Source organism: Algiphilus sp., assembly GCF_965216485.1.
Lineage (GTDB): Bacteria > Pseudomonadota > Gammaproteobacteria > Nevskiales > Nevskiaceae > Algiphilus.
In genome coordinates this window covers 95,930-107,780 of sequence record NZ_OZ244162.1, presented here as the reverse complement: position 1 = coordinate 107,780, position 11,851 = coordinate 95,930, and the positions used below count along the sequence as shown (strand labels likewise).

Annotated in this window: 10 protein-coding genes; 4 read left to right on the top strand and 6 right to left on the bottom strand. The window is 56.2% G+C overall.

The annotated features are described in order from the left end of the window. The first annotated feature begins 119 nt into the window (after positions 1–119). The 4 genes from ACOOFO_RS00455 to ACOOFO_RS00440 all read left to right on the top strand — a co-directional run bounded on the left by ACOOFO_RS00455 (position 120) and on the right by ACOOFO_RS00440 (position 3,104). Complete coding sequence (locus ACOOFO_RS00455) at positions 120–1,352, top strand: NAD(P)/FAD-dependent oxidoreductase (protein ID WP_350165150.1); 1,233 nt, start codon at positions 120–122, stop codon at positions 1,350–1,352. 500 nt (positions 1,353–1,852) lie between these two features. After that, positions 1,853–2,209: a type II toxin-antitoxin system VapB family antitoxin gene (vapB, locus tag ACOOFO_RS00450; RefSeq protein WP_350166147.1), complete on the top strand. Its 357-nt coding sequence runs from the start codon at positions 1,853–1,855 to the stop codon at positions 2,207–2,209. 420 nt (positions 2,210–2,629) lie between these two features. Continuing rightward, positions 2,630–2,848, top strand: a complete 219-nt coding sequence (locus tag ACOOFO_RS00445; RefSeq protein ID WP_350166148.1) for a hypothetical protein — start codon at positions 2,630–2,632, stop codon at positions 2,846–2,848. 91 nt (positions 2,849–2,939) lie between these two features. Continuing rightward, on the top strand, positions 2,940–3,104 hold the full coding sequence (locus ACOOFO_RS00440) for a hypothetical protein (RefSeq protein WP_350166149.1): 165 nt from the start codon (positions 2,940–2,942) through the stop codon (positions 3,102–3,104). A 355-nt stretch (positions 3,105–3,459) separates the two neighbouring features. On the opposite strand, the gene ACOOFO_RS00435 is transcribed toward ACOOFO_RS00440, so the two are convergent. From ACOOFO_RS00435 to ACOOFO_RS00410, 6 genes are all read right to left on the bottom strand, one after another. Next, positions 3,460–3,960, bottom strand: coding sequence for an NADAR family protein (locus ACOOFO_RS00435; RefSeq protein WP_350166150.1), 501 nt, complete (start codon positions 3,958–3,960; stop codon positions 3,460–3,462). Between the two features lie 418 nt (positions 3,961–4,378). Then, the gene (locus ACOOFO_RS00430) at positions 4,379–4,816 is read right to left on the bottom strand and encodes a PfkB family carbohydrate kinase (protein ID WP_350166230.1); all 438 of its coding nucleotides are present in this window, start codon (positions 4,814–4,816) and stop codon (positions 4,379–4,381) included. A gap of 571 nt (positions 4,817–5,387) precedes the next feature. Continuing rightward, complete coding sequence (locus tag ACOOFO_RS00425) at positions 5,388–6,500, bottom strand: hypothetical protein (RefSeq protein WP_350166152.1); 1,113 nt, start codon at positions 6,498–6,500, stop codon at positions 5,388–5,390. A gap of 523 nt (positions 6,501–7,023) precedes the next feature. Next, positions 7,024–8,424 carry a hypothetical protein gene (locus tag ACOOFO_RS00420; protein WP_420427717.1) on the bottom strand — a complete coding sequence of 467 codons (1,401 nt, stop codon included), beginning with the start codon at positions 8,422–8,424 and terminating at the stop codon, positions 7,024–7,026. A gap of 5 nt (positions 8,425–8,429) precedes the next feature. Beyond that, entirely contained in the window at positions 8,430–9,569 is a 1,140-nt protein-coding gene (locus ACOOFO_RS00415; RefSeq protein ID WP_420427716.1) for a phosphoribosyltransferase-like protein, read from the bottom strand. Beyond that, the gene (locus tag ACOOFO_RS00410; RefSeq protein ID WP_420427715.1) at positions 9,562–11,307 is read right to left on the bottom strand and encodes an HAD family hydrolase; all 1,746 of its coding nucleotides are present in this window, start codon (positions 11,305–11,307) and stop codon (positions 9,562–9,564) included. Before ACOOFO_RS00410 ends, ACOOFO_RS00415 begins: the two co-directional genes overlap by 8 nt. Positions 11,308–11,851: the final 544 nt, after the last annotated feature.

Genomic DNA, 11,851 nt, shown 5'->3' with positions numbered 1-11,851 from the left:
GTTGTAGCGGTGGGCGCGGTTGACAGCACCACACCAGGCGCCCCGACCTTGTGCTCGTCCCGATTGGCAATTCGAGGCCTGAACGATCCAATCCCCAGGAACAGTCAAAGAGAGAGGCTATGGCGAACAGACGCCAAGATGCGACGGTCATCGTTGGAGGCGGGCACGCGGCAGGCGCGCTCCTGACAACCTTGCTGCAAAAGAAATATCAACAGGAGGTGGTTCTGGTGGGCGAGGAGCCCCATCCGCCCTACCAGCGACCACCTCTGTCCAAGAATTATCTGGCAGGAGAGATTGATCAGGAGTCTCTGTACCTAAAGCCGCGTTCGGTGTACGACGACGCGGGCTACCAGCTTCGGCTCGGGGAGCGCGCCGAGCACATAGACCGGGACAACAAGACCATCACGCTATCGGACCAGAGTACGTTGAAATACGGTCAACTTGTCCTGGCCACGGGATCTCGTGTTCGATACCTGAACGCGCAAGGGGCCGACTTGAAAGGCCTTCATTATCTGCACGACATCGCTGACTCGGATGCCCTTCGTGAACAATTCGTCCCGGGGAAGAGTCTGGTCATCGTTGGCGGCGGCTACATCGGCCTGGAGGTGGCCGCCATCGCCGTCAAGGCAGGCCTCAAGGTCACGGTGCTGGAAGCCGCCGAGCGACTCATGCAACGGGTCACAGGCCCGGAAATCTCCGCGTTCTTTTATGCCAAGCACCGAGGTGCCGGAGTGGATGTGCGCCTGGACACGGCGGTCACCGGCTTCGAGGCCGGCAACCACGGCTACGTGGCCGGCGTAACACTGGCCGACGGCACGACCGTACCGGCCGATTTTGTGCTCGTTTCGGTCGGCATCGCACCGGAAACCGCTCTGGCCGAAGCCGCCGGCCTGCCTTGTGACGACGGTATTCTCGTGGACGAATATACGCGTACTAACGATCCCGATATCCTGGCAATCGGTGACTGCACCCGCCACAGAAATCTTTTCTTTGAACAAACGCAGCGGATGGAGTCAGTCGCCAACGCGGTCGATCAGGCCCGTACCGCGGCGGCGACCCTGATGGGAGAGGACAGGCCCTACGATGCCGCACCCTGGTTCTGGTCGAATCAGTATGACGTGCGCCTGCAGATGGTGGGGTTGTCCCACGCTCATGATGAGCGGGTAGTACGTGGCAAGCCCGAGGACGAGGCATTCGCGGTGTTCTATCTGCGCGAAGGTCATCTCATTGCCGTGGACGCGGTCAATCTGCCTATGGCTTTCATGGTGGGTAAGAAACTCGTCTACCAACACAGGGAGGTCAAAGCGCAAGCGTTGCGTGATCCGGATATCGAATTGAAGTCCTTGATCTGAAGCATGCACAAACCCCCAACCGTGGCTAGGCGCCCTTCCGCGACATGGCTGGAAAGATTCGGGCATTACCCTCTTTTAAAGGCGCAGGTCGCCGTGCGCGTCGCTTTCTCGACCGCATCGAGTGACCAAATCGAGGTGTATGCCGATATGCCATGCGACCTGGGCGGCGCTGCGAACTGCATGACTTTACAACTCAACGGCTTTGCACTTCATGTCGGGGCTGCATCGTCTTTTCTGGGATATGGGCACTCTTTTCAGCCAGTGTGGCCTGCTTCGTTTTCGTCATTCTCAGTGCTGACGCGACAGAACTCCACGCTGTGTTCCAGTTCACGAGACGACACGCGTACAGGGATTTCCCACATTCCATTCTGGTTTACAGGTTATATGTCGTACTCGGCCCTGCCATCGAACCCACTCTGTATTCCGGATACCCATAAATTTTGCTGAGGGCTGAAGGCAGGAGTCTGGTGTTTACCCTATGTCAACATTGGAACAGGCCCATGAGCGACAGAATGGACGGCGCGCAGGTGCACCAGACCGAACTGGATAATTTGGACTTCTTCGCCATGTCTGATTCCCCGCCGCGAACCGCGCAACTATTCCGCAACGGCCGCAATCAATCTGTGCGATTACCGAAGGAGATGGAGTTGGGTGATGTCGAAGAGGTGCTCACGTACCGAGTGGGTTCTCGACTTGTCATTGAGCCAAAGCGCCCCAGCTGGAGCGCATTGATGGATGCTCCGGATGTTGGTGACTACTTTTTGTCCGAGCGCCCGGGGATTGGTATTGACCTGATTCGGAGTGCTGATGATGCGCTACATGCTGGACACCGGTACCAGCAGTTGCAGCATCCGTAATGCGCCGATGTCGTTAATCCAGCTGCTGGAACGGGCTGCTTTCTCGGGCCACGAAATCTTCGTGTCTGTCGTCACCTATGCAGAACTCTCATGCAAGGCGTAGTCGCCAGGCCAGAGAGCCTTAGCGCGTGCAACGGTTTCAGGCGTTCCTGGCGCCGCTGCATGCCGTGCTTCCTGGGGGCGTTACACCGCCGACGCGGGACACCTAACGGGTCGCAAGACACGATGATCGCTGCACATGCGCTCAGTGCTGGGCGGTCGTGTTGACGAATAACGTCAGGCGTTTCTGCTTCCGCGTAGTCGAGCTGCACGTTGAACTAGGTCGATCATGTTTCTTGATGCCGGTACGCCCTAGCCCCTGAACCTACACTCCACTCTGGATGCCCTTGCATAAAAGGGTGACCTGCCTACCTTTCCACGATGTTCGAGCATGAGCGCGAGGTTGAGCGCTACAACCCGGTGATCGAGGATACCCAATCGATCGATCAGGGCGATGCCAACGTGACTGCCGTAGGGCATTTCGCGCCTTATCGGACCCATTATCTTCGGGCGCGCAATCAGCAGGAAACTCGCATTGACGGGGGCGTTGCCATCGCGCAGGACCTACAGGAGCTAGCGACCTTTGTGAATGTCAAATAAGGGATGGCGAGACGATCAACCAGGCGGCAGCATCGCCTTCCATGGGGCAGTCCTCGAGCGGAACAACAAAACAGCCGCGCGAAACCCGTACATGAACATCCTGGTTGACGGAGATCTGATTGGTGGCCACAACCACATCAGCGGAAAGCGCATCCAGGAGTTTGCGCGCCAGCTGATTCTGATCAACACTCAGAGCGGAGACGATGCCCAGAAGGAAAAGATCCAGTCCCTCATCAAGGCGAAGGCCCAACGCTGACGGGCGCTATCCAGCACACACGGGCGTGAATACACCCGTTCAGAGGCTCACGCAGTCTCAGCGCACTTAGCTCTATACCAATCGCCTTGATGCGTCAATTGCACTTGCGCAGTGTCTCGGCTCGGCTTCATAGCATTGGCCGAGAGGCTGATCGACTTGAGAGCCTAGGATGTTCCTCTGCCTTGCGGCTGCTACTGGGGCTGGTTCATCGGATGGCCGTGGGGGGCTCCGCCCTATTAGCTGTCCGCCACCTGTCGTTGTGGGCCCGCGGAATTAAAATGGCCCCTGAATACTCGGTGCATTGTGTCCGCTTTTCAGGGGCGGGGGTACTCCATCTGTAAGCGCGAGCCGAGGCTCAGGCGGCACAGGTTCTGCGCCGTTTCTCGGTTTCCTCGATAGCGTCGCCAGCGACCAGTTCATCTCTCACTTCCATAAGAAGCGTGCCGAGCATGTTCTTGCCAGCGCCGTTAACTTCGCCCCACAGCCTGTTGACCTCGTTGTCGACCATGGCGGATTCAACCAGTCTTGCGGAGCCTGTCGCGAGCAGCAGCTCACGCAGGTCCTCGTGTTGGGCGAATTTGGCGCGTAGCACGCGCTTCATTCGGTCGAACTTGTTCTTGGACCAGCCTGGCGCAATATCCCAATAGTAGAGTCCGTGAGCAGCCATCGCCAGCAAGGCAGGTGTCGGCGCGGCCATTAACCAATCCCTAACGGCTTGCTTGCGCGCTTTTCCTGCCTGATAGGCATGCTCAGCGGTAGGAAATACCTCCCCTTCGAACTCAACTTCTCGCCTGTACAGGTTGCTGAAGGCACCGTAGGGCCGCTCGTTTGCTCGGTAAAAGCGAATCTCGTCCATGTCGGCGATTGCTAATTGGCGTAGGATAAGAGTAAACTATTTTTAATAGAGTGACAAATGTGACTAGACGTGGCCAAAGTAGGTCGTCCCTCAGCACCAGAAAGTGAAGCTGCCGCCAGGATGCAAGCTGTAGCAAGGCGTCTGATGGATGAGAATGGGATAACTAACAGTGCTTTAACTAAGGCGACCGGCCGCTCCGCCAGCGCCGTAGGTGCAGCTCTGAACAGTGAGCCGCCGCGAGAGACGCCAACTCTAGTAGAGATTTTTAATTATTTGACGTGCAGGAAAAAGTCTACGGAGGTCGCCCGGCACTTAATCTCGGAGCGCGTCGCGCAACAGCCGTTGACAGCCCGTCAACTAGCTGCGGCCCTCAGAGATTTGGCGGACTTGTTGGCGCCGTAGGAGCACGGTGATTGAGTCACGCTCCGGTGCACACCACGCAAGACTCAATGGCTTCTACCGGTTCCACGAGGGCATGACTATCGACCGCGGATACTAATGATCGATCGCCGGATAGGTGACGAAGCGCCTCGCGCGCGCCTGCTTCGTAAAGAGCACCCCGAGCACCCGCGAACCTGCAACTCCACGACGCGAGCTTTTGTGCTGCAAGCACTTCTCGGTCGACCTCTTGCGGGCTTATACCTTGTCGGTGAGCGCTCATGAGTTCAAACATGCCCATCAGTAAACCTGCAGTCATCCAGTCGCCGGCTCCGCAGGTATCAACCACATTTGCGGCAGGGCTAGCGGGAAGCGTGCGCCAGTCTTCGACTGAGATGTCGCGCCAGCGCCATGCCGCGCCTTTAGCCCCTTCTGTCCTCACGACCAATGAATCGGACCCATCGGTTAACCAGGGCATTTTCTTCTCCCTGTCTGACGAATACTTAACTATATCTGCGGTGGCTAGCATCTCGGCCGACCAAGGCTGATCCGCAGGATCCGAGGGCTCATAAACGACCACGGTTCCACGTTCTCGCGCAGCGAAAGCTGCTTCAACCACTCCTGGAAATAAGCGATCTACGAAGAAGACGTCCCGGCCTTGCAATAAGGAGGCAAGCTCCGGGAGGGGGGATGTGCTTCGCCGGAAAGTAGGGAACCCATGCCCACAGGTCGGACAACTGAATGAGAAACGGTGCGATTCACCGCGTTGCAAATGTTCGACGACGACGGGGAAATCTTGATCGTACAACTCATGATAAACCGCCCCACAGCGTTCGAAGTCACCAACCGCCAAGTTGGAAACTAACGACCCACGCCTTGGGCCTGCGATCGTCGTTCCCCACCCAAGCGCCCCTAGAATGGCTGCAACATTGCCTGCAGTTCCCCCCGCGCGGTAACGAGAGCCCCGAGCGGCCCCATCAACATGCAATACGTCGAGCGCGACAAACCCGGTGACGAGGGCGCTTCTCGGCGTACCGATGGCTACATGCTCAAGTGTCATTTGACGCTCCTGACCTGTGTAGAGGATACACCTCCCCAAGGAGCCAAACATGAACAAGTCGCGTCGAGTCCAATTCTCCAGAGCATGGCTCTTGACTTGGAACGAAGCGACGCGCCTCGACGTAAGCCACCGGCAGGTCGAACTCCAGTGCAGCCATCAAGGCCCCGATTGCCTGCGCTTTGGACCCTATTGGTGACAAGACCGTTGCTGACAAACGCCCCGCTCGGTCGTACACATCCTTGCGCGTGACATGCACGCGAGCGATGGTTCTATAAAGATCAAGCGGGTCGTGTTCTGCAGCAAAGAGCATCTGATGCAAGTCCACACCCCATTCGTCGGTGAGCTCACCACTGAAGTCCTCAAGCAGTTGCTCAACCTGGCGCGGCTCATGGCAGGGAAAAGGAAAAATTGGGCAGACTTCTCTAGGCTCTAATTCCTTGTAAAGGTTAGAAAAGGCACGTTTCTTTGCCGAAGTGAGCTGTGGCAACCAAAGCCGAACAGTGTCGTCCGCTTCCGACCGGTCGCCCTTAAAACCTTTAGGGTGCTGATAACGTTCTGCAAACTCCGCAATCTCGGCGAATTGCCCAGATTGCGGTGAAGCAGCTGCAACAACATGCAGATTGATTCTGTCCTGTTGGTCAAGCTTCTCAAAAAGCAGCCCCACTATTGGAAAGCTCACGCCAATTGAAAGGGCTGATATGTCAACAATGACGTCGGTAAATTCGTTTAGTTGAGAATCCGAGAGGCAGTCCCGGATCTTCAGGCAAACACTTTGCCCGCCGACAACGGCGTGTTCCTCATCGAATATGTGCACAGAGATAACATCGGAGGTTGGATATAGGCGTCCAAGCACCTCTGCGTTATCGTCGCCGCGCCTCACCAGTTCGTAATCGGGGTTCGGACGCTCTTCTCTTATAAAGATTCCTCGGCGTGAAACCCCGTTCTTCGCAACTATACTTGGCAATTGCGATGACCGCGGATCAAAGCCAGCTCCCGCGATGTAAAGGACGTTCCTGGTCCCATCGGACAATAATGAATCCAGGAATTCGGGGACTTCTTCGCCGAGGTGTGCCAGTCCTTCTTCCCAGCGGCAACTATTCATTACTCCGCCTCGTCGATCATGGCAATCAGTTCGTTCACCTTTAGCGGAATGAATCCGCCTCGACTGGTCGTCAATCCATGGGCCGCTATCGCAGGACCGCAGAGTTCGAGTAATGTCCAGATCTTGCCCTTGGCTCTTCTCCCAGGTGTCAGTACAAGAGCGTTGTACCCACACGCAAAGCGCAATACCTCGCGGAATCGGGGTTCTTCAAGCACGGCGCCGAATTTCTCTTGGTCAATTCCTATTGCGTGCGCACCACCGCCAAGCGGCGCTGAGTCTTCCAAGCTACGATCAACGCACCGTCGTGCAATTCGATCCACGAGTCGACGCACCTCGACCGCATAAGGGAAGCTCCATTCGCTAAGAATTCGCTCGGATTCGCGTCGGAGCGCTTCGTGTTGGTCATTGACGCTCAGTGCCGTGGACCCGCGGCGGTCATACGCGATCAACGAAGCCTCAAGTAATCGAATAATCTGCCAGGCAAGTTGGAGGGCTGTTTCAGCGTTCTCGCTGCCGAGATCTGCTAGCGTATCAAGGCCCCTAGGTAGGAAAGGCCGGCCCGGTGCCACGCGTGAACTTGTGCTCCGGCGAGAATACCGGGATCAGCGGCAACTTGTACCTCTTCCGCTAGTTCAGGCTGTGAACTCTCGTCGAACAACGACCTCTGGGGGGTGCGTTTGAACTGGCGGTGCAAGAGAATTGTTGCCATCGGGGGAAGTAGTCCGTTCGAGCTGTACTGCGGCTTCTCTCGCAGATACTCTCTGACGCCATCGACGATTTGCTTTACTTGTGCGGGGGGTAGCTCCAATTGCGAAATCGCGCTTTCCATACGCTTGTTCAGCTTTTCGAGCTGCTTATCCGTCGGCTCGCTCCGCTCCTCTAAGTTGGGAATGGTGATGCCCAACCTTGTCAGGTTCGGCATTTGCGCAATATTGCGGGATACCAACTCAGCTACTGCTTTCCGAAACCGCTTACGAACGGCGCCTCTCGCCTCATCGTAAGACTGGGTCATTCGAATATCGAGAACGGACCGGCTCCTTTGCAGGCCACTTGTAGGATTAGGTCTTGTTTCGTCCCCCCAGGCGATTACACCTTCAGCATCTAATGCTTCCATTCGTTGTAGAACCCAACGCCCAATAACGACTTCTCGACTGGATAGGTGGTTCAAGAGGGCGTCGTGTTGCTCGCGACTAATGGAGTGGGCGTCATCCATCATCAACAGTGGTAGGACCTGCCCGTGATTATCTGGGAGCTCGAAACGAGAAATGGCCACCAAAGGAAGGAACGAAGATCGTATAGATTCGAGTAGCTCCTCCTCGTTAGGCGGAACAAAACGCGTCGTCAGTTGAAAAAGGCGTGACTCGACGAATTCCGCACGTTCAACGATGCTTTGAAAGTTGCTACCGCCGATTGAATCAAGTCGGGCACTACCCTCGCTGGTCGGTACGACGCGAATAGAATTGAGGCTTAATCCAGCATCTTGGAAGCCACGTCGCCACGACAGAACTGCACGGGCACCGAGAAGACTAAGTAGAAGGGTATCTGCCGTTTCCTGGCGATATCCCAATAGCGCTAGGTCTCGGTAGTCACGCTCAAGCGAAACTCGCGCACCGCAAACAGAAACACGTTCGTGCGATATAAATCCTCGCTCAGACGCGAGTTGGAGCAGCTCTTCATGTTGCTTGTCCGGACTACGGCGTTGTTTATCGAGAAGTCGAGAAAGTGTCGCGAACTGGAAGAAGCGAGAAAGCGTGGTCTTACCCGTACCCGGGGGGGCGCTAAACACTACTACCCTTGTTAACAGGTCCTCAGGGTCCTTGTACTCGTCGAGAGTCATGCGGAACAGTGAGGGTGTCAACGTCGCCAGGAATTCGAACTCGTTGCCCTGATATTCGCTGGCGCGATGTTTAAATGGATTTGGCAAGGCTGTTACTCGTGGCGTTGCCGACGGCGAAATAACGGGCGCATCTGATGGCTTCCGTTCTTGCCCGCAGACTCCGCCCACAGCATCGCAAGGGAGTTGTTGGGTGTGTTGTGGTCCAACACCAAAGGCAAGCCGCAAGCCGCATAGCCCATACCTAAGTGGTCAACACCCCCCTTGCGAGTGGCTGGCGTCTCAATCGCGTTGTCGTAGTAGTCATCTGTAAGCGGGATTACCTCTTCGTCCAGCGGGCAACCCTCTTGCACTGGAAGGCGCTCTGAAAATTTATGCCCGTAAGTCACCTCGTAGTCACTAAACCGGGGCAAGCATTCATCCGCGCAGGCCATAAACTCTTGAATGCTATCCTGTAAGTGCTTACACGCTTTATCCGTAATCATCAAGTGATGCACGATGAGTCTCCAATTATCTGCCTGTATTGGGTCCTCATTGAATCCAAGCGGCTCTAAAAACCGGGGCAGCTTGCCCTTCCAGTCCGCGCCTTCATCGGATCCTTCGTTCCGCAGAAATGACGTCCCAGAAGCTGAAAAGTCGTCCACTAGGTAAATGCAGTCGAAAGTGGGCTCGATGTCCGCCCCGAGGTGCTGTAGGTCGCGCGTCAGATCCTTCTTCAGATCAGCCCATTTGCGCTTGTCCAGCTGGGCGCCCATGACAACTTGTTCATTCGAGATACGGCCCCCCACGTTGGCGTGACGGAACGAGTCAAGACGTGCGCCATCGCTAAGCCCCAGAAACAGAGTTCTACGTCTCGCAATCCTCACCTGCTTCATGAGCTCGCCACTCTTATGGACTTTCCATGGTGGGATTTGCGCTTTATTGGCAACTGCCTTCAGTAGTCTGGGGTAGACCGTCCGGGGATACATCGCTTGGATCAACCGTTCTCGTTCAAGCGCGCTGACGTAGACCAAGCGGTGGCGAGCGAACTTGTATGCCGCCTCTCTATCTTCCTCGCTGAACTGCAGCAACCAGCCCACGAGGCTTTCAAGAAATCGCGCACCCGCGAGGAAGTCACGGTAACCATCGTATTTGACGGCTGAGATCAGTTTCCACCACCGCATCTCGTCAACCGCTTTATCAAGCTGCCAGTCCATCACTTTCGCTAACAGTTCGAGTGCCACTTCGTTATTCACTGAGTTCACCTCGATATGCGAACGGTCGCCCAGGTCCTCCATCGAATAGGCGGAGTTGGGCAAGTGTTGAGGCGAGTTGCCTCCGAGGAAACCCCGCTAGGTTCCAGCAGCGGTCGGGAGTGAAGGAGCAACGGTCGGCGGAAAGGGAAAGAGGGTTTCCTAGCAATTCAGTGTCGTTGCCTGGCCATCGACCTTGGTCGCCGATGCATACGATGTTCTCGACGGTGCAGCCGAGCTGTTGGGCGATAGCATCTACCACGGCAGTCTTCGAAACATCGGATAACACGATATCGACCGAATGCGACGATTTCCAAACCTTAACCATTTGATTGTCAATCAAGCTGGCCAAGACGGCGGAAACTTCCATCCAACCTTGTTCGACACTTCGTCCGTCATAGAACGTGACCGAACACTGTTTCTCGTACGTCCGGATCGATGCCCTTCGGCCTGAAGGCGCGATATCCTCTATCCGTCGGCGAACGTTCATAATTTGCTCGCTCGCTTCCTTTTCCAGGAAAGAAGTATCGTCAAGGCGCCTTATCAACGAACCGTTGTAGTACCCAATGGTCACTTTAGCCCAAAGATGCTTGGGAAGTGCCGCCCGCAGGGCTTCGCCACAGGAATCGCCCCGGCCCGTCGCAATTCCGACTGTTTGGCCGGCATTGAGTACGCGGATCAACTCTTCGACGATGGGCGCGGCGAGGGGCTCGAATCTTCGAGTTGTGTCGATCAGCGTGCCGTCATAATCGAAAATGAGAGCTCGGACGCTTGCCCCTCTCAGCCTCTCTTCGAAACCACGCAAATGTAGCTTCCATTGCTCATAGGCGTCGCGTTCTAGCAGCGCGTCGGTCGGGGCCATGCCTAGCTTGGCGGCAATAATGCGCTGTTCACGATCGTATGAGGCCGCCCGCTCCTGATAGGGCATCCGAAGGTTGTACAGGGACTCCCCAAACTTCGGTACGCCGGGACGGCCAGGGTCACGGCGTATATGTGCACCCAGCGCTCCAGCGGCGTAGAGGGAGAAGGCGATCGCGCTTAGCATCCTGGAATCAGAATCACCTGGAATCGTAACTACGGTCGCCGGACTGCCAGTGCCGATCAATTCGGCGCACTTGTTAGCAAAACCGGTGTATTCCTCTGAAACCAGGAAGTAGGCGCACGCATTGCGGCCATGAGCCGCGAACCAATAATGACGGCCATGGCCCAGGTTTCGCAGGTCAGTGGCCCAGATAGAAGCGAGCGCCGCTTCCTCGGCCCTCATGGTTAAATCGCGGGCCCCGACCAATGTGCTTGGATCTCCAATCAACACAAGGTTGCTGCACGGTTTGAATTGTTCCGTAACCGCGTTGCGTGCCCAGGTGATCATCGCTTGCGCATCCGGGGCCTCGACCCCTCTCTCCGCGCTGGAGAACACGGCACGGAAGGCTCTCACCAAGAGCAAACACGTCCCCCAAAGGCTATTGGTTGCAAGAAAACCGTCTTTCCCGCATGTCAACTCAAGAGTGATCACGCGCCCCGACTCGTGCTGTTCGACAAGGTCGGACAACTTCGACTGCCGGCTAGCAACGATCGCAGTGACAGAGTGAGCGCCAGATAAGAAAGCATGCCGTGCGGCATCGAGGATGTCGTGGTTTTCGCCGCCAGCACTAATGAGCCACACGTTCGAATTTGCAAGCGCCTCGAGAGCTCGGAACTCAAGCGGAGACATCGCTCGGGCCAGATTTCCTACTGCTGCCATATGAAGGTCAGCAGCCAAGCTGGCTGAAGTTGTAGATCCACCGGAGGCGACAACGATGAGGCCGCGACTAGCGCCGTCCGCGATGACCCTCTGGAGTGGTGAGAGGTCCGTGGCGAAGACCTCTGAGGTTGTCGTGTAAAGCGCAGCTAGTTCATGTTCGTACGGCCTGCCCACTATGTCTCCCGAATTATGTACCGGCTAAGACCGAGCACCCATGCATTCTTAGCAGAGCGTCCCGCTGCTTGTTCGTGGCGCTGTTGAGGCTGCCTTCCTGCAGTCTATCGAGCGGTGGAGGCGAGCCTCAATAGCGAGGCACATACTGAGATCAGATCTGTTCGCAACCGCAGAAAAACTACCGAGACCTATCAGGCGCGTCAGGAACGCATGGAGCGGCCCTGTTGGCAATGGTTCCAGCGTTTGGAGATGTAAGGGTGAAATAGTTCGGGCCTGTAGCCATTCAACCTTCTTAATCATGCTCTCAGTACAGCGATGTTCGGCTAGTGCCAAATTGGTCTTCCTCTCGTCCGATGGACTACCTTGCTGG

Coding starts and splice junctions, on each gene's coding strand:
- vapB (WP_350166147.1), top strand. CDS start 1,853: ATGAGCGACAGAATGGACGGCGCGCAGGTGCACCAGACCGAACTGGAT.
- ACOOFO_RS00430 (WP_350166230.1), bottom strand. CDS start 4,816: ATGCCCTGGTTAACCGATGGGTCCGATTCATTGGTCGTGAGGACAGAA.
- ACOOFO_RS00410 (WP_420427715.1), bottom strand. CDS start 11,307: ATGGCAGCAGTAGGAAATCTGGCCCGAGCGATGTCTCCGCTTGAGTTC.
- ACOOFO_RS00440 (WP_350166149.1), top strand. CDS start 2,940: ATGAACATCCTGGTTGACGGAGATCTGATTGGTGGCCACAACCACATC.
- ACOOFO_RS00455 (WP_350165150.1), top strand. CDS start 120: ATGGCGAACAGACGCCAAGATGCGACGGTCATCGTTGGAGGCGGGCAC.
- ACOOFO_RS00445 (WP_350166148.1), top strand. CDS start 2,630: ATGTTCGAGCATGAGCGCGAGGTTGAGCGCTACAACCCGGTGATCGAG.
- ACOOFO_RS00435 (WP_350166150.1), bottom strand. CDS start 3,960: ATGGACGAGATTCGCTTTTACCGAGCAAACGAGCGGCCCTACGGTGCC.
- ACOOFO_RS00425 (WP_350166152.1), bottom strand. CDS start 6,500: ATGAATAGTTGCCGCTGGGAAGAAGGACTGGCACACCTCGGCGAAGAA.